The sequence below is a fragment of the Pseudomonas sp. GL-B-19 genome (assembly GCF_019956415.1).
In the GTDB taxonomy this organism is placed as follows: domain Bacteria; phylum Pseudomonadota; class Gammaproteobacteria; order Pseudomonadales; family Pseudomonadaceae; genus Aquipseudomonas.
In genome coordinates this window covers 13,237-29,768 of record NZ_JAHBDK010000041.1, presented here as the reverse complement: position 1 = coordinate 29,768, position 16,532 = coordinate 13,237, and the positions used below count along the sequence as shown (strand labels likewise).

The following is a 16,532-nucleotide window of genomic DNA, read 5'->3' as shown; positions in this document are numbered from 1 at the left end:
ACTCATTAGCCAGGGCCATTTTTACAACTTCGATCAACTCCAACCGGCACTCAGACGTGCATGGGAAGGCAAAGCCTTGCCTGTGCGCAACCAACAAAAAGAATAAGAGGTGGACAATGAAAGTGAATAACCGCGCGATCCTGTGTTTCTTTGATCAACAAGGGTTTATTTTCTGGATCAAGTTTGCCGGCGCTGTAGCCATACTCACCGCTTCAACAACTGCGGGTGCCAATGGCATTGCCCTGAACGAACAAAGTGCAAGCAGTGCGGGAACTGCTTATGCGGGAAGGTCGTCTTCCGCGCTGGATGCCAGCACTATCTTTGGAAATCCTGCAGGCTTGACCAAGTTGAAGCGTAGTGAGATTTCCGGCGGCGCCGCGGTCGTCTCGGTGAGCGACGATATTAGCAATGCGCAAAGCAGTGCCCCAGGAACGAATAAGGGCGACTCGGTCCCTTTGGGGGTTGTGCCCTTCGCCTATATGTCGACGCCGCTTGACGATCGTTTTTCGATTGGTCTGGGCCTTTATGCTCCGAGTGGTCTGATCAATGATTACGAGAGCAGTTTTCAGGGCCGTTACCATGGTTCCTATAGCACGACCAAGGAAATAACCCTGCAGCCCACCATTGCCTATCGGATCAATGATTACGTGTCCATTGGTGGCGGACCGACCATAAACCGTTTCAATGCAAAGCTTCAGAATTACCTGGCCACCGGCGCCCTGAACAACGGCCAGGACACACTGGTTACCATCAAAGGCGATGACACGGCACTTGGCTACAACGTCGGCGTCTTGTTTGATTTGAGTGATGCGACCCGTTGGGGGATTAACTATCACTCGAAGGTGAGCTATGAACTCAAAGGGCATACTGAGGTTACCGGCTCCCCGAGCGTTGTACCGCTGGACGGAAATTATGACAACAAGATAGACATCACTATGCCCGAATCCGTGGACACGTCTATCACCCATCATTTCAATAGTCGCTGGACGGGATACGTGGGGACCACCTGGAAACGTTGGAGCCGGATCAAGAAGGTCGAGGCAGTCAACAGCGGTCTTTCCCCCTTGGGTCAGGCGGCTGGTCTGGGAAGTGTGACCGAAGAAATGAACTGGCACGACACTTGGGCCACCGCGGTTGGTGCATCTTATCAATTGAACCAACAATGGCTGCTGCGTGCAGGCTACGCCTATGATCCGTCGCCGATTAGAAATGCCGATCGCAGCGTGCGCGTTCCGGTCGGGAATCGCCAAGCCGTGACTTTGGGCGGTGCTTATTCGCCGAATGCCGATCTGACGATAGACTTTGCTTATGGCTATCTCTGGGATTCCAAAGTCTCAGTAAAGCAGTCGAACAACTCCGGCCTTCAACCTGAATACAGTGCCAACTACGAAAACAGTGCGAATGGAATTTCAGTGCAGGCAACTTGTCGGTATTAATCGTACGAGCGGTTTTTCAGCCAGTGCTATCGATAGCACTGTGGGGACATGGGTATGCATTGATTTTTATACCATCTACACTCTTCTACAGCCTTGAAATAAATTATTAGTAATAAAGGAGAAAAATGGAACTGTCTGATGCGATTTCATATTTTCGATACTCTTTAGAACAGGCGCACAAATTCTGGGGTTATTATCAAGCAATCACTGCAGCGGCAGTAGCTTTCGCTTGGGCATCAACCAAACCTCCAACCGAATTACTGATCGGACTTGCTACAGTGTATTTATTATTTTCATTGCTGAACTGTCGGCTGATCCTAGCGTCCCAAGTGGCCGCGCTCGAAATTTGGCGTTTACTACAAGATTACAAAGAAAGTCCAACAGAAACGAAGCCAAGCCAATTTCTGTCACTTTTGAAATTAAACAAACCCGATAATCCGATACTTGTTGCTGGCATGCAGATCACGCTCAGCGTATTCGCAACAATGGCTATATTGTTCAGGGTTGTATTTATTGGTTGCACTCAATAAGGAGTCCACATCGTTTATTCATGGTGGTTTCCTGGAGGCTTTTCCGGCCTTCACCGCCTGTAGGAAGCGCATGTCAGCTCGTTCAACAGCTGTTGAAGGCGCGTGTTTAAACACCTTCAAGGTTACGTCCTGAAAGCTACAAGACCTTGCGTCTTTACCTACGGCTACGCCAGAATCCGCCGGCTTGTGCGCCTTGGTGCTGCTCGGTAACTTGATTCCCGTCACTGCCCATCAGTGATCGGGTTTAGTCGCCCGTTGATGTCAAGACGCACAATGTCTCTGTCAGTCGGGTATCCCATGCCTGCACTCGATGGCGGTTGTGCGCAGGGCGCTTCGGCGCGCCGATTTCTTGGCTCATCGGTCGACTAACCTGTGCACAGCTGCCTCCATTTCGTTTAGTCGCGAGCGGGTTGCAGCCTCACTCATATGAGGTCTGAGCCAATGTTCAAAGTAACACCCAACCCACCAGACACCGATCCAGTGTCCCCGTACGAACCCGATTCAAAAAAACTCAACGAAGCCGCCGAACGGGCCCTCAACTTCCACTTTCCCTCGAATGCCGACATCAAAGCCACCAAGCGAACGCGCAGTACTCTCTTTTCCGTGGACCCAGAAGCCACTGCCGAAACCCTGGCGGTTTTTTTGGTCGAGACGCTGGCGTCGGTCGATGTGATGGTTCATCAGTTGGTGGATCATTTGGAAGGTGAGTCACGCTATGCCTTGCTGGGCATTTCCAACAGCATCATGGTGGCGGAGATCACGGCGAACCGGGTGCTGGATAAAGTTGAGCCATCCGTGTAGCCGCTGTTCTGTGGCGAGGGGATACGCCCGATGAGTTAAGGCGTTGAACGCCGCAGTCTTTGTGGGAGCGAGCCTGCTCGCGATGAGGGTGGCACAGTCAACACTTGCATTGCCTGACAATCCGCCATCGCGAGCAGGCTCGCTCCCACAGGTTTTGCTCCTTAGCTGATCGGCATTACGCTGAGCGTCCCACGATCCGCATCAAACCCGCTTATCCAACGCCGCCTCAGCCGCTGCAATTTGCGCCTGGCGCTGAGCAATCACGTCGCCCACCGGTGGCCCCTGGAAGCGGCGGGCTTCAAAACCGAACCAGACAATGGCCGTCAGCACCAGGAAACCAATGGTGATGTACAACGCCCAATCGTTCGGTGGCTGGATGCCGATGATGAAAATGATCACCATCGAAAGCACCGAGAGCAGGGCAAACACGGTGTACCAGAAGCGTCCCATGTTCCACGGTCCCATGGTCGGCCACTTCGAGGTCCCGTAGGTAAACAGGCCCAGCACGATGGGGATGACGAAGGAGAAGAACAGGAAGATCACCGTGCAGGACACTACGATGGTATAGACCGGCGTTTCACCGATCGAGATCACCGATGAGCCCCAGACGAACAACACCGCGAGGGTGGCACCGGTCCAGATCGCTGCCACCGGGCTGCGAAAGGTCGGCGAGACCGAGGCCAGCGCTTTGGAGCAGGGCAGGCCGCCGTCACGTGAGAACGCGAAGATCATGCGTGAAACCGAGGTCACGGTCGCCAGCCCGCAGAGAAACTGCGAGATGAAGATCGCCACGTACAGCGCGAGCTTCACGGTTGGGTTGACCTGAGTGTCCATCGCCCAGAAAAACACGGTCCAGCCATGTGACGCGGCTTCATCCATGCTTGGCAGCATCAGCACAAACGAGCTGAGCATCACCCAGCCGAACAGCAACGACCAGACCACCGACATGACCATGCCGCGTGGCACTGACATGGCGGCATTGCGGGTCTCTTCCGAGGTGTGCGCGGAGGCGTCATAGCCGGTGATGGTGTAGATCGGCAAGAGTAGGCCGAGCATGAAAATCCAGCCGTTCGACACCTGTGGCCAGACGCTGCCACCCGCCTCGCCGGAGTAGTTACTGAAGGTCCACAACCGCGCGAATTCATAGCTGGGTGCCGAGATCAGGCAGACGATGGTCAGCGCCAGCGCCGTGGCGAAAATCAGGTAACCGGAGAAGTCGGTGAGCTTGGCGGTCAGGCCGATCCCCAAGTGGTTACACAAGGCCTGAAGACCGGTCAGCACCGCGAGGAAAATCACCCGGACCGTGGTCGTGTCTTCCATGCCCAGCGCCGGGCCGAAAGCACCGAAAAAGAAGTAATAGGTGCCGACGTTGATCGCTCCCAGTACGGTGACCAACCCCAACAGGTTGAACCACGCGGTCAGCCATCCGGTGAAGCGGTTGCCGAGAATCGAGCCCCAGTGATACAGACCGCCAGCGGTGGGATAAGCCGAGGAAATCTGCGCCATGGCCATGGCGAACACCCCGGAGATCAGGCAGCCAATCGGCCAGCCGATTCCGATGGACGCGCCGCCCGCGCCGGAGGTGCCCTGGGCGAGGGAGTTGATGCCCCCGGAGAGGATGCAGATGATTGAAAAGGAAATCGCAAAGTTGGAGAAAACGCCCATTCGTCGCGAGAGTTGCTGGGCGTAGCCCATGCTGTGCAGCACTTTGACGTCGTCGTCATGCGGCGCGTCAGTGCCGGGCTGGCTTGCTGGATTCATGTTGTGTGCCCCATCAGGTTTTGATACGCATCCATCCGGAATGCCGGACGGGCTGGCCTTCAACCCCTTGTCGTACTGCTCCTGTCTCCAACCGGTACAACCTGCCCGTGCGCTGAGCACAGGCAGTCAACTGCTCTACAGGCGGCCGTGATACGCCGCGTCGAAAATCTCTGCCGCACCGGCCTTCGTCAATGGCAGCGGATTGCCGCTGGCGGAAGGGTCGACAACGGCCATGTCCGCGATCAGGTCGGCCTGTTGGTCATCCACCCCCAACTGCACCAGCGTGTGCGGCACACCGATGTCTTTGCGCAGCTTGAGGATGAAGGCCAGAAAACTGTCGAAGCCGGGGGAGGGCAGGCGCAAATAGGCAGCCAGGCGCGTGATGCGTTCTTCGATGGCAGGGCGATTGAATTTCAGGACGTAGGGCATGAAGGTCGCATTGGTCATGCCGTGATGGGTGTCGTACAGCGCGCCCACCGGATGCGAAAGGGCATGCATCCCGCCCAGTCCTTTCTGGAACGCGGTGGCGCCCATCGCTGCCGCCGCGAGCATGTGCGCGCGCGCGTCAAGGTCGGACGGTGTGTGCACGGCGCGCACCAGGGCGTTGGCCACCAGGCGCATGCCTTCCACGGCGATGCCGTCGGCCAACGGATGAAAACCGGGGGCGCAGTAGGCTTCCAGGCAATGGGCCAAGGCGTCCATGCCGGTGCCGGCGGTGACTTTGGCCGGCATGCCGACACTCAGGGCCGGGTCGCTGATGACCACGCGCGGCATCATTTTCGGGTGGAAGATGATGCGTTTGGTGTGGGTGGCCTCGTCGATGATCACCGCTGCACGGCCCACTTCCGACCCAGTGCCCGCCGTGGTCGGCACCGCAATGACCGGGGCGATGCGGCTTTCGTCGGCGCGGGTCCAGTAGTCGCCGATGTCTTCGAAATCCCAGACCGGGCGGGTTTGGCCGCTCATGAAGGCGATGAGCTTGCCCATGTCCAGGCCGCTGCCGCCACCGAAGGCGATCACGCCATCGTGGTTGCCGGCGCGCCAGGCGTCGAGGCCGCCGGCGAGGTTGGCTTCGACCGGGTTGGGCTTGAGGTCGCAAAATAATTCGACGCCCAGGCCGGCGGTGCGCAGGGCTTCCAGGGTGGCGATGGTCATCGGCGCACGCGCTAGGCCACTGTCGGTGACCAGCAGCGGGCGCTCGATTCCTTGGCTGCGGCAGGTGTCGGCGAGTTCGGCGATGCGGCCGACACCAAAGCGGATGCTTGTGGGGTAATTCCAGTTCGCGGTCAGGCTCATGGCTCAGATCTCGTGGCGCAAATGGAAGGATTTGGCGCGGGTCAGGTGTTCGTAACCGAGGCGCGACAGGGTGACGCCGCGCCCGCTGTTTTTCACCCCGGTCCAGGCCAGGGCCGGGTCGAGGTAGTCGCAGCGGTTCATGAAAACGGTGCCGGTGTCGATCTCGTTGCCCAGGCGTTCGGCGGCGGCAAGGTCCTGGGTCCAGATTGAGGCGCTGAGCCCGAACTCGCTGTCATTCATCAAGGCGATGGCTTCGTCGTCGCCTTCCACCGGCATGATGCCGACCACCGGGCCAAAGCTTTCCTCGCGCATGACTGACATGTGGTGGGTGACGTCGACCAATACCTGTGGCGCGAGGTAGGCGCTGCCCGGTACGTCAGCGGGAAACGCCTGCGGATCAATCAGTGCCTTGGCGCCTTGTGCAAGCGCTTCGGCGATCTGACCACGTACGAAATCAGCAGCTGCCGGGGTGACCAAGGGGCCGAGTGTGGTGGCTTCGTCCAGTGGGTTGCCCAGCACGTATTGACGGGTCAGGGCAGCGAAACGCTCGATAAAGGCTGGGTAGATTTTCTTATCGACATAAATGCGTTCAATGGCGCAGCAGCTCTGCCCGGAATTGAAGAAGCTGCCGTCCACCAGGTTTTCTACCGCATGGTCGAGATTGGCATCTGCGCGAACATAGGCCGGGTCTTTACCGCCGAGCTCCAGACCCACGCCAAGGAAGCGCCCGGTGGCTGCGGTTTCCATGGCCTTGCCGGCACCGACGGAACCGGTGAAATTGACTTGATGAACACGTCCGGAGCCAATGATTGCGGCGGTCTGGTTGTGATCGAGCAGCAGGTTGTGAAACAGACCGGCGGGCAGGTTGGCGCGGGCCATGGCCTCGGCGAACCGTTCGCCGACCAGTAGCGTTTGCGACGCGTGTTTGAGGATGACGCTGTTGCCGGCCATCAGCGCCGGAATGATCGTATTCACGGCCGTCAGGTAGGGGTAATTCCACGGCGCAACGACCAGCACCGTACCCAGTGGATCACGTTGGATGTGCCGTCGAAAACCGCTGACCGGGGTGGGTTCAATCGTGGCCAGCGCTTCAGGCGCAATGGCGATCATATGTCGGGCGCGCTCTTCAAAACCGCGCAGTTCGCCCGCGACATAACGTACTGGGCGGCCCATCTGCCAAGCCAGTTCCGGCACTATTTCATTCTTCATCGCCAGCATCGCGTCCACCACTGCACTGCAAAAAGCGGCACGTTCGCTCAGGGGCCGGCGTTTCCATTGCGCCTGGGCGGTGGCGGCCGCCGTCAGAGCCTGTTCGATTTGCGTCGCGTCGGCGTAGTGGCGTTCGGCGTAAACCCGGCCATCGACCGGGGAGATGAGTTGAATGGTTGCCGTCATGGTGACCTCAATAGCGCTCGAATCCGCGTTGCAGTTCCCAGTCAGTGATCCGCCGGTCGTACTCTTTCTGCTCCCATTCGGCGGTGTGCACGTAGTGGTCGATCACCTCGTCGCCGAATGCTTCGCGCAACATGGCGGAGGTCTGGAGTGCGGCGCTGGCTTCGCGCAAGGTCTTGGAGACTTCCGGCAAGTGTTCATCGAGGTAGGCGTCGCCTTCAAAGGGCGGTGTGAGGGTGAGCTTCTCGTCGATCCCGGCCAGGCCCGCTGCGATCAGGGCTGCGAAGGCCAGATACGGGTTGAGGTCGGCGCCGCCGATGCGGCATTCGATGCGGATGGATTTGCTGCTTTCGGCACACAGACGAAAACCTGCGGTGCGATTGTCCCGGCTCCATACCGCCCGCGTCGGCGCAAACGTGCCGGCCTGGAAGCGCTTGTACGAGTTGATGTAGGGCGCTAGAAAACAGGTGATGTCGTTGGCATATTTAAGCTGCCCGGCGACCCAGGAACGCATCAGTTTCGACATGCCGAATTCGGCCTTGGCGTCGAAGAACAACGGTTTTTTACCGTTCTTGTCCCACAGCGAGTTATGGATGTGGCTACTGGACCCGGCGGCGTCATAGCGCCACTTGGCCATGAAGGTGATCGCCTTGCCTTGCAATTGCGCGATCTCTTTGCAGGCGTGTTTGATGATGACGTGATGGTCAGCCATGGTCAGCGCATCGGCGTAGCGGATGTTGATCTCTTCCTGGCCAGGGCCCCATTCGCCCTTGGAGTTTTCCACGGGAATGCCGCTGGCCTGCAGATGCTTGCGAATCGCCCGCAGCACCGGCTCTTCGCGGGTGGTCTGCAGGATGTTGTAATCCTCGATGTAATGGCCGGCGGTTTTTGGCTTGTGGTAGTTGCGCTCGTGGATGGCCTCGTAGCTCTCGTCGAACAGATAGAACTCCAGTTCCGAGGCGAACATGCCGGTATAGCCACGCTCGCGCAGGCGTTCGATTTGCTTCTTCAGGATCGCCCGCGGGCTGTGCGGCAAATCGCGTCGATGGTGGTGATCGAGCACATCGCAGAGCACCAGCGCCGTGCACTCCAGCCACGGTACCCGGCGCAAGGTGGACATGTCGGGCTTGAGCACAAAGTCGCCATAGCCTTTGCTCCAGCTGGCGGCGGCGTAACCCGGCACGGGTTCCATGTCGATGTCGTCGGCCAGCAGGTAGTTGCAGCAGTGGGTTTCTTCATGGCCGCTGTCGATAAAAAACTCGACCTGGAATCGCTTGCCGACCAGGCGTCCCTGCATGTCGACCATGCAGACCAGTACGGTATCGATTTCGCCGGACACGGCGGCACGCTTCAATTCATCAAAGCTGAGGAGGGGCTCGGTCATCACGTCAGTCCTGCGTGAATAGTGTGGGCCAGTCTGAAATAGCTGTTGCAGACGCTCTTCAGAAAAACCCAAACCCTGCCGGAGCGAGCATCGTGTGCAAGAAGCTGATCCTTAGCTTAGCCTACTGTCGATTTGTGCAAGTTTTGCTGCTTGATGCCTGATAGAGCTGGCGATACGCGTCCACCAATTGATCGAGCGAGAACGCCAGATTTCGCCCGCTCGGGTTGGGCAAGACCCATACCTTTGCGTTGCCGAAGGTGTCGGGTTGAAGCCCCCAGGCAATATCTCGCTGGCCGGATAACGCGCAGTACGCGGCCTTGCCGAGAAACGCTACGAAGTGGGGTGCGTAGTGCAGGATCTTTTGTTCAAAGTCCGCAGCGGCGGCGATGAACTCGTGCAACGACAGTTGATCTGCGCGCGCCGTGGGCCGGTCGACCACGGCGGTCAAACCACAGCGGTACTGCAAGATCGTCCGGTCGTTTTCCGGGCGCACTTGCTCGGGCGTAAACCCGGCGAGGTGGAGCGTGCGCCAGAAGCGATTGCCCCGGCCCGCAAAGTGATGCCCTTGGGCGGCGGCCGTCATGCCCGGATTGATCCCGCAGAAAATCACGTCGAGCTGATCGGCCAGTATGTCTTCAAGTCCTTCACCTGCCATACCGCCTCTCAACCGCAGATTACGCTGACCGCGTTGCGGGCCAGTTCGGTCAGTTCCTCTCGGGATTTGCCTGCCCGTGCCCGGATCGAAATGCTGTGCAGCAGGGAGGAGGCGAGCACCGCGAGGGCTGCCGGGTCGACGTTGTCTTTGAGTTCGCCAGCAGTAATGGCCGTTCGCAGGCGCGCTTCAAGATCGGCGTCGAGTCGACTGAGACGGTCCGACAGCACCTCACGGATTTCCACATCCTCGACGGCTTCGGTCGTTGCCGTGCCGATCGCAAAACAGCCACGGGGTTGGCCGTCTCCCGAAAAATAGATCGATAACTGCCCCTCATAGAAACGCATCAACGCCTCGCTCAAGGTCAGCTGGGTGTCGGTCAGCGCCTCATGCATGTCGGCAGCGGCGAATTCCCAGTACTGCTCTAGCGCCTTGATATAGAGCGCGTGTTTGTCACCGAACGCGGCATACAGGCTCGGGCGATTCATGCCCGCTGCCGTGGCGATGCTATCCAGTGACGCAGCGGAATAGCCGGTACTCCAAAACACCCCAAGCGCTTGCTGCAGCGCGGTCTGTGGGTCATAGGCGCGGGGGCGTCCGCGACCTTTTCCTTGCGTAATCTTATTTTGTGCCATGGCGTACAAAATCCTTGTGTGAAGGTAGGTCGAGGCATATTCTTACACCATCGCACAAAATTAAGGAATCAGAAGTTCCTGAATTTGAAGTTTGTTGTAGCGGAGCTCGAACTGGGTATAGCGGCGACGAAACAGGGTGCGGCGGAGCGATCCTTCTGACTGCGCACGGTATGGCTGTTTTTTATGGGTATTAGCCCCTGACTTCCCGGTTAAAGGTGTTTTCGATCATGACTAAACAGTTCGATATTCCAGCTTCACAAACCTTTGAGCACCCAGGGCCGAACCCGACCGGAACGCCCGGCAAAAAAACCCTTAAAGAGACCGTGCGGCCATTGCTGATGGTGGGTGTACCGGCGCTCTTCGCGGCGGTTGGGTACGCACACTATGTAGCCGGTGAGCCTTACATCTCGACCGATAACGCCTACGCCAGAGTGGCGAAGGCATCGATCAATGCACGCACGTCGGGCCAAGTCATCGAAATCGCAGTCGAGGACAACCAGTCGGTTCGCAAGGGCCAGGTGTTGTTCCGCATCGATCCCAAACCGTTGCAGATCGCCGTTGACCGCGCGCAAGCCCAGCTGAGCGTCGCACGGCTGCGCATTGATGGGCTCAAGGCCAGCTACCGCCAGCAACAGGCTGAACTGCAATCGGCCAAAGAGTCGGCCGATTTCGACCAAAAGGAATTTGGCCGCAAGAAGGCGCTGGTCGCTTCCGAGTTCGTGTCGAAGTCGATTTATGAGCGCGCAGACACCGACCTGAAAGTGTCACGCCAACGAATTGCCTCCATCGAACAACAGATCGCCAGCACGGTGGTTGCCTTGAACGGCAATCCGAACATCGACGTCGACAGCCATCCGGCCGTGCGCGAGGCCAAGGCGCAGCTGGATGAAACGCAGCTCTACCTCTCGTACGCAACGGTGTATGCGCCGGACGATGGCATCGTCGCCAAGGTCGATGATTTGCAGGTGGGCAACTATGTGAACAACGGCGCGCCGGCCTTTGCGCTGCTGTCCGATCGCCAGGTGTGGGTGGAAGCCAACTTCCGCGAAACGGAGGTGACGCACATGCATCCGGGTCAGGCCGCGACCATTCACCTCGATACCTACCCTGATCACGAATTCAAAGCCCATGTGGTCAGCATGAGCCCCGGTGCCGGATCGGACTTCGCCTTGCTGCCGCCCGAAAACGCCACTGGCAACTGGGTCAAGGTGGTGCAGCGGGTGCCGGTGCGGCTCGAACTCGACGAGCTCGATCCGCAGATGCTGCTCTATTCGGGGATCAGCGCCACGGTCAAGGTTGATACCGGGCACCGCACGCCATGGTGGCATCCGCTCAAAGCGCTGATGACTGCAGGAGCCTTCTGATGAACACCAACCTTGCTGGGCCTGCGGGCTCATTAAGGTTTGCCGCATTGCTCGCGACTTATATGCAATCGGCGAACCTGCCTTTGCCCAATGCCGTGCTCCGTTTGATTCAGGGCAGCATGTCGATGACTGACGACCAGGCCGGATGGATTTTCACTTCCTACCTTGCGGCTAGCGCGATCACCATGCCGATCGCGCAATGGCTCGCCGGTCGCTATGGCTTGAAGCGGGTCTATCAAACCGCGCTGGCCGTGTTCGTCCTGGGCCTGGTGCTCGCCACCCTGGCATCGACGCCGCTGGAGTTCATCGGCGCGCGCATTATCCAGGGCCTGGCGAGTGGTGTGCTGGCACCGCTTTCGATGGCGATTGCCCTGGAAACGTTGCCACTGGAGAAGCGCGCGAAGTTCGGCGCAACGTGGACGGCCATCGTGCTCATCGGCATCGTCAGCGGCCCGAGCATCGGCGGCTGGGTCGCCGAACATTTCGGCTGGCGCCCGATCTTCTACATCAGCCTGCCGCTGTCGGCGTATATCTTCCTGGTGATCGCACTGTTGCTGGCCGAGAAGAAGGCCGAGAAACGTCCAGTGTTCGACTTCTTTGGTTTCGGCACTTTCACCCTGGGGCTGATCAGCCTTCAAATGTTGCTCGATCGCGGTGAACGCCTGGACTGGTTTTCCTCGACCGAGATCTGGCTGGAAGCGATCGGCTGTGCGCTCGGGCTCTACCTGTTCCTGGTGCATGTGCTGACTGCGAAGGTGCATTTCCTCAACAAGCGTTTGTTCAACGACCGCAACTTCGTGCTGTCGACGGTGATCTTTTTTGCCGTGGGTTTCGTGTTGCTGTCGACCATGGCGCTGACGTCGCCGATGCTCGATGAAATTCTCGGCTACCCGCCTGACACCACCGGTTCGCTGACCATACCGCGCGGTATAGGACTGGTCGGTGCGTTTCTGTTGATGGGCCGTGTTCCGGAGCGTTTCGACCGCCGGCTGTTCGTGGCGGCGGGCGTGGCCATCGTGGTGTATGCCAACTGGCTGATGCTCGGCTATTCGCCGCTGATGGACTGGTGGCCGGTGGCAGTGGCTGGCGCAATTCAGGGCATCGGCATCGGCATGTTGATGCCGTCGCTGACCAAGGTCGCCTTCAGCACCCTCGACCCGACGCTGCGCCCGGAAGGCACCGGTCTTTTCAATCTGTCGCGTGTGTACGGCAGCACCCTCGGCGTTGCGATCGTGCAGTTGTATTTCTTCAACAACACCCACGCGATGCACATGGCGCTGGCCAGCAACTTGACACCCTATGGCGCGGCGGCGCATTCGGCGGCGACGTCCCTGCAAGCCATGGCGGGGCTCAACGAAATGATCACCGGCCAGGCGGCGTTTATCGGTGTGGTCGGCCAATTCAAGATTTTGATGTACGCGATGCTGGTGGTGAGCCCACTGGTGATCTTTCTTCGCAAGCCCGTTGCGACCAAATAGTTTTCGTGGAGTTTGCCTGATGAAATCCAATGCGCGCTTCCTCAACAGACAGCTGTTCAACACCACGTTCGGCGCGGTGTCGGTGCTGGTGTTCCTGACCGCCTGTACGGTCGGCCCCGATTACCAAATGCCGCCACCCAGCCCGTCGCAGCACTACGATCAGCAAGCCGAGCAGCGTCTTGGCCAGCGCATCGACCTCGGCAAAAAGGTTAATGGCGATTGGTGGACTGCGTTTCGTTCGCCCAAGCTCGACAACGTTGTGCGCCGAGCCATCGACGGCAATCTGGAACTCGTCGCTGCCGATGCCACGATCCGCCAAGCGGCGTCCTCCGTCGCGGCGGCACAGGGGGCGCTATATCCGCAGGTCGATTTTTCCGCCCAGGCCGGCCGAGTGCGTACGCACAACAGTCGTGCCCCCGTCGTTTCCAACTTCTATGCCATCGGGCCTCGGGTCGGCTTCGACCTGGACGTGTTCGGCGGTAACAAGCGCCAGGTCGAACAACAGGAGGCGCTGACTGACTTTCAGACACATCGCTACGAAGCGGCGTACCTGACCCTGACGGGGAATGTCGCCAGCCAGGCGTTGTTGATGGCCTCGGCGAATGCACAGATGCAAGCCGTGGAAAAACTGCTGGCCAATGACACCAAAAACCTCGAACTGGTGCGCATGGCGCACCTCAATGGCAGCACCACGCAGATCGATGTATCGCTGGCCGAAACCCGACTCGCGCAGGACCGCACTCTGTTGCCGCCGCTGGCTCAGCAGCGTGATTCGGCACGGCATGCGCTGTCGATCCTGACGGGCAAAGGCCCGGCGGACTGGATCGCGCCGGACTTCGACCTGAGTGAATTCGCCCTGGCCAACATCCCCGTCAGTCTGCCCTCGGAAATGGCCCACACCCGGCCGGACGTTCTGCAAGCCGAAGCACAACTGCACATGGCCAGCGCCGCCGTCGGTGTCGCGACCGCCAACCTCTATCCCCATGTGGAGCTTTCCGCATTTCTCGCACAGTCGGCGACAGGCAACGGCGGCGCTGCGCTCTGGGGCTTCGCCGCCGGGGTGGCGGGGCCGATCTTCAATGGCGGAACCCTCAAGGCTGAACGCCAGGCGGCGGTCGACGGCTACAACGCATCGCTCGCGGACTACCAGCAGACGGTCATCACATCGTTCGGTCAGGTCGCTGACACGCTGCAAGCCATCAACCATGACGCCGAGGAAAACCTCGCCCAGGAAGACGCATTGCGTGCCGCCGACAGCAGTTTTCGCTTGAACCAGCAAGCGTACGCCCAAGGGGAGAACAGCATTCTCCAGGTGCTGGAAGCAGAGCGCGCCTATGAGCAGGCGTTGTTGGGGCAGATCAGGGTGAAGACCGCGCAGTACCTCGACACCGTTCAGCTGTTTGTCGCCCTCGGCGGCAATTCCGTTGGCGTGTTTGAGCAACGAGTCGCCAGTCGCGAAGCACCGAAACGTTCATATCAGTAAAGGCTGCGGCCTCAGAGAGTGGAGTAAAGACATGACCTACGAAGCCTTTCACGATGAACTTCGCCAGACAAAATTTGCGCTGAACCACGGCTCGGTCGAGATGCCGGCCGTTGGCTTTGGCACGTTGTTCCGCGACCTCAGCGTCACGACCCAAGCGGTCACACAGGCGCTGGAAACAGGCTTCCGCCATTTCGATTGTGCCGAGCGTTATCGGAACGAAGAGGCGGTGGGCGTGGCGTTCAAGGCCTTCCTCGACACGGGCAAGGCCCGGCGCGAGGACTTGTTCATTACCACCAAACTGTGGAACACCAACCATCGTCCTGAGCGGGTTCTGCCGGCGTTCGAAGCCAGTTGCCGACGGCTTCAGGTGGATTACATCGATTGCTACCTGATCCATACACCGTTTGCCTTTCAGCCCGGTGATGACCAAGAGCCAAGAGACCCGTTCGGCCACATGATTTACGACTCGGGCGTGACCCTGATCGAGACGTGGCGGGCGCTTGAACAGCTGGTGGATGAAGGGCGCTGCAAGTCCATCGGCTTGTCGGATATCACGCTGGAGGCGTTGCAGGCGATTGTCGAAGTGGCGCGGATCAAACCCGCCGTCGTGCAGGTGGAATCCCACCCTTATCTGCCGGAATGGGAGCTTCTGGAGTTCTGCAAACAGCATGGGATCATCGTCCTCGCCTTTGCACCCCTCGGCCATGGCATGGAGCCTGCCGTGCTGGAAGACCCGGTGATTACCGGTATCGCGCGACACGTGCAGAAAACCCCGGCTCAAGTCGCCTTGGCCTGGTCGGTGCAGCGTGGTGTGGCGTTTCTGACCACGTCTGCAACACTGAGCCATATTCAGGAGAACTTTGATATTGCCACGCTGCCGCACCGGGCCATGCTTGAAATCAAGGAGGAAATTACGACTCGGGTGCGGTTCAACTCGGTGGTGGAAACCGGTATCCCCGGCTTTATCCCGCGTTCAAAGTAACCCATGCCAAAGCGGCGGCCTGATGTCAGGCCGCCACTTTTTCTACAGGTACATTTTTGCGCCGAGGCGAAAAGGATGGACGTTTTCCAAACCATGCGTTGTTTCATAGCGGTCGCGCAGAGCGGCAGCTTTACGGCCGCAGCGGTGATGCTGGACACCTCGACCACCAACATTTCCAAAGCAGTTTCCAGCCTGGAGGCCCGGCTGCAAACACGCCTGATCAACCGCACGACCCGGCGCCTGGCCCTGACCGAAGCGGGCCTGCGCTATTTGCAACGCTGCGAGAAAATTATTGAAGAGATGCGTGAAGCCGATGAAGAAGCGGGGACGGCTCAAACCAGACCCGTGGGCCGGCTGAAAATTCATGCGATGTCAGCCGTTGGCAATCACTACGTGATCAACGCCATCGCCCGGTACAGAGAGACGCATCCTTCGGTCATGTTTGATTTGACCCTGACCAATCGGCTGCCGGACTTGCTGGAAGAAGGCTATGACATGTCGATTGTGTTGGCGCGGGATTTACCCGATTCAGGCTTCGTCGCCCAGCGGCTCGGCGTTACCTACAGCATTCTCTGCGCCTCGCCCGCGTACCTGAAGAAACGCGGCGTTCCCGACGCGCCAGGTGCACTGGGCGCACATGATTGCCTGAGGATTGTGAACACCGTGATGCCGGCAGAAAACTGGATATTTGAAGGGCCTGAAGGCGTGGAGACGGTGAACACACCGTTGTCGCCGTTTCACGTCAATACCGCCGATGCGATGACGGTCGCGATCACCAACGGCATGGGCATCGGGATTCAACCGATTGCGTCTGCCGTGGACGGCTTGAGAGCGGGGACCTTGGTGCGCGTGTTGCCTGAGTATCATTTTGAAGAGCTGAATGTGTTTGCCATCTACCCATCGCGCAAATTCGTCGATGCGAAAATCAAGACCTGGGTGGATTTTCTCAAGGATTACATTCCGGTCCTGCTGGCCTCCGATGAAAAGATCGTGGGCTCAACGAAAAACAGATAATCGCCAGTGCCGCCGGTATGGAGTGTCGACCCTCCATCGTCTGCACGTTGCTCAACCGTTCGAACACCCGGTTCCCATGACTTGATACTCAAGGACGTGTTGCTGACCGTGAGAGTCTTCATACGTCATTTGCGCCGGCACCGGACCGCACTGGTCGCCCACGTCTGTCACGCTGATAACGCGTTTGATGTCGAGGTGGGTGTCGTAGGTATAGGTTTCAACCGGGGTCTTGGCGGTTGCGGCCGTTGACGCGCTGTCGTCGGCGAAGGCCGGTGCACCTAGACTGGCAAGCGCCAGCAAGAGAGCGATTTTCGAAAGGTTCAT

At 58.9% G+C, this 16,532-nt stretch carries 15 protein-coding genes; 8 read left to right on the top strand and 7 right to left on the bottom strand.

Features of this window, described 5'->3' with window-relative positions:
• Window positions 1-116: 116 nt before the first annotated feature.
• The 3 genes from KGB06_RS17005 (at window position 117) to KGB06_RS16990 (ending at window position 2,767) form a co-directional block, all read left to right on the top strand.
• Window positions 117-1,436, top strand: a complete 1,320-nt coding sequence (locus tag KGB06_RS17005) for an outer membrane protein transport protein (protein WP_223517696.1) — start codon at window positions 117-119, stop codon at window positions 1,434-1,436.
• Window positions 1,437-1,561: 125 nt separating this feature from the next.
• On the top strand, window positions 1,562-1,966 hold the full coding sequence (locus KGB06_RS17000; protein WP_223517695.1) for a hypothetical protein: 405 nt from the start codon (window positions 1,562-1,564) through the stop codon (window positions 1,964-1,966).
• Window positions 1,967-2,407: 441 nt separating this feature from the next.
• Window positions 2,408-2,767 (top strand): DUF6124 family protein, encoded by a 360-nt coding sequence (locus KGB06_RS16990; protein WP_007949545.1) that lies wholly within the window; start codon window positions 2,408-2,410, stop codon window positions 2,765-2,767.
• 201 nt (window positions 2,768-2,968) lie between these two features.
• On the opposite strand, the gene KGB06_RS16985 is transcribed toward KGB06_RS16990, so the two are convergent.
• From KGB06_RS16985 to KGB06_RS16960, 6 genes are all read right to left on the bottom strand, one after another.
• The gene (locus tag KGB06_RS16985) at window positions 2,969-4,528 is read right to left on the bottom strand and encodes an amino acid permease (RefSeq protein WP_223517694.1); all 1,560 of its coding nucleotides are present in this window, start codon (window positions 4,526-4,528) and stop codon (window positions 2,969-2,971) included.
• A 135-nt stretch (window positions 4,529-4,663) separates the two neighbouring features.
• Window positions 4,664-5,824: an iron-containing alcohol dehydrogenase gene (locus tag KGB06_RS16980; protein ID WP_223517692.1), complete on the bottom strand. Its 1,161-nt coding sequence runs from the start codon at window positions 5,822-5,824 to the stop codon at window positions 4,664-4,666.
• Window positions 5,825-5,827: 3 nt separating this feature from the next.
• A complete protein-coding gene (locus KGB06_RS16975) occupies window positions 5,828-7,219 on the bottom strand; it encodes an aldehyde dehydrogenase family protein (protein WP_223517691.1) in 1,392 nt (463 codons plus the stop codon).
• A 7-nt stretch (window positions 7,220-7,226) separates the two neighbouring features.
• Window positions 7,227-8,600, bottom strand: a complete 1,374-nt coding sequence (locus KGB06_RS16970; RefSeq protein WP_223517686.1) for a glutamine synthetase family protein — start codon at window positions 8,598-8,600, stop codon at window positions 7,227-7,229.
• A gap of 121 nt (window positions 8,601-8,721) precedes the next feature.
• A complete protein-coding gene (gene mug / locus KGB06_RS16965; protein ID WP_223517685.1) occupies window positions 8,722-9,255 on the bottom strand; it encodes a G/U mismatch-specific DNA glycosylase in 534 nt (177 codons plus the stop codon).
• Between the two features lie 8 nt (window positions 9,256-9,263).
• Window positions 9,264-9,887, bottom strand: coding sequence for a TetR/AcrR family transcriptional regulator (locus KGB06_RS16960; RefSeq protein ID WP_223517683.1), 624 nt, complete (start codon window positions 9,885-9,887; stop codon window positions 9,264-9,266).
• Between the two features lie 227 nt (window positions 9,888-10,114).
• Between KGB06_RS16960 and KGB06_RS16955 the strand changes: the two genes are divergently transcribed.
• From KGB06_RS16955 to KGB06_RS16935, 5 genes are all read left to right on the top strand, one after another.
• The gene (locus tag KGB06_RS16955) at window positions 10,115-11,251 is read left to right on the top strand and encodes an HlyD family secretion protein (RefSeq protein ID WP_223517682.1); all 1,137 of its coding nucleotides are present in this window, start codon (window positions 10,115-10,117) and stop codon (window positions 11,249-11,251) included.
• Window positions 11,251-12,729: a DHA2 family efflux MFS transporter permease subunit gene (locus KGB06_RS16950; protein ID WP_223517681.1), complete on the top strand. Its 1,479-nt coding sequence runs from the start codon at window positions 11,251-11,253 to the stop codon at window positions 12,727-12,729. The genes KGB06_RS16955 and KGB06_RS16950 overlap by 1 nt, the downstream gene beginning before the upstream one ends.
• Window positions 12,730-12,748: 19 nt before the next feature.
• Window positions 12,749-14,212, top strand: a complete 1,464-nt coding sequence (locus KGB06_RS16945) for an efflux transporter outer membrane subunit (RefSeq protein ID WP_223517680.1) — start codon at window positions 12,749-12,751, stop codon at window positions 14,210-14,212.
• Window positions 14,213-14,243: 31 nt separating this feature from the next.
• Entirely contained in the window at window positions 14,244-15,194 is a 951-nt protein-coding gene (locus KGB06_RS16940) for an aldo/keto reductase (RefSeq protein ID WP_223517678.1), read from the top strand.
• A gap of 75 nt (window positions 15,195-15,269) precedes the next feature.
• On the top strand, window positions 15,270-16,208 hold the full coding sequence (locus KGB06_RS16935; protein WP_223517711.1) for a LysR family transcriptional regulator: 939 nt from the start codon (window positions 15,270-15,272) through the stop codon (window positions 16,206-16,208).
• A 51-nt stretch (window positions 16,209-16,259) separates the two neighbouring features.
• Here the strand turns inward: KGB06_RS16935 and KGB06_RS16930 are convergent, their stop codons facing one another.
• Window positions 16,260-16,532, bottom strand: a complete 273-nt coding sequence (locus KGB06_RS16930) for a DUF2790 domain-containing protein (protein WP_223517677.1) — start codon at window positions 16,530-16,532, stop codon at window positions 16,260-16,262.

Bases quoted from the DNA above. Each gene is read 5' to 3' on its own strand.
- KGB06_RS16980 (WP_223517692.1), bottom strand. From the start codon at position 5,824: ATGAGCCTGACCGCGAACTGGAATTACCCCACAAGCATCCGCTTTGGT.
- KGB06_RS16955 (WP_223517682.1), top strand. From the start codon at position 10,115: ATGACTAAACAGTTCGATATTCCAGCTTCACAAACCTTTGAGCACCCA.
- KGB06_RS16945 (WP_223517680.1), top strand. From the start codon at position 12,749: ATGAAATCCAATGCGCGCTTCCTCAACAGACAGCTGTTCAACACCACG.
- mug (WP_223517685.1), bottom strand. From the start codon at position 9,255: ATGGCAGGTGAAGGACTTGAAGACATACTGGCCGATCAGCTCGACGTG.
- KGB06_RS16940 (WP_223517678.1), top strand. From the start codon at position 14,244: ATGACCTACGAAGCCTTTCACGATGAACTTCGCCAGACAAAATTTGCG.
- KGB06_RS16975 (WP_223517691.1), bottom strand. From the start codon at position 7,219: ATGACGGCAACCATTCAACTCATCTCCCCGGTCGATGGCCGGGTTTAC.
- KGB06_RS16935 (WP_223517711.1), top strand. From the start codon at position 15,270: ATGGACGTTTTCCAAACCATGCGTTGTTTCATAGCGGTCGCGCAGAGC.
- KGB06_RS16970 (WP_223517686.1), bottom strand. From the start codon at position 8,600: ATGACCGAGCCCCTCCTCAGCTTTGATGAATTGAAGCGTGCCGCCGTG.
- KGB06_RS17000 (WP_223517695.1), top strand. From the start codon at position 1,562: ATGGAACTGTCTGATGCGATTTCATATTTTCGATACTCTTTAGAACAG.
- KGB06_RS17005 (WP_223517696.1), top strand. From the start codon at position 117: ATGAAAGTGAATAACCGCGCGATCCTGTGTTTCTTTGATCAACAAGGG.
- KGB06_RS16950 (WP_223517681.1), top strand. From the start codon at position 11,251: ATGAACACCAACCTTGCTGGGCCTGCGGGCTCATTAAGGTTTGCCGCA.
- KGB06_RS16930 (WP_223517677.1), bottom strand. From the start codon at position 16,532: ATGAACCTTTCGAAAATCGCTCTCTTGCTGGCGCTTGCCAGTCTAGGT.
- KGB06_RS16960 (WP_223517683.1), bottom strand. From the start codon at position 9,887: ATGGCACAAAATAAGATTACGCAAGGAAAAGGTCGCGGACGCCCCCGC.
- KGB06_RS16985 (WP_223517694.1), bottom strand. From the start codon at position 4,528: ATGAATCCAGCAAGCCAGCCCGGCACTGACGCGCCGCATGACGACGAC.
- KGB06_RS16990 (WP_007949545.1), top strand. From the start codon at position 2,408: ATGTTCAAAGTAACACCCAACCCACCAGACACCGATCCAGTGTCCCCG.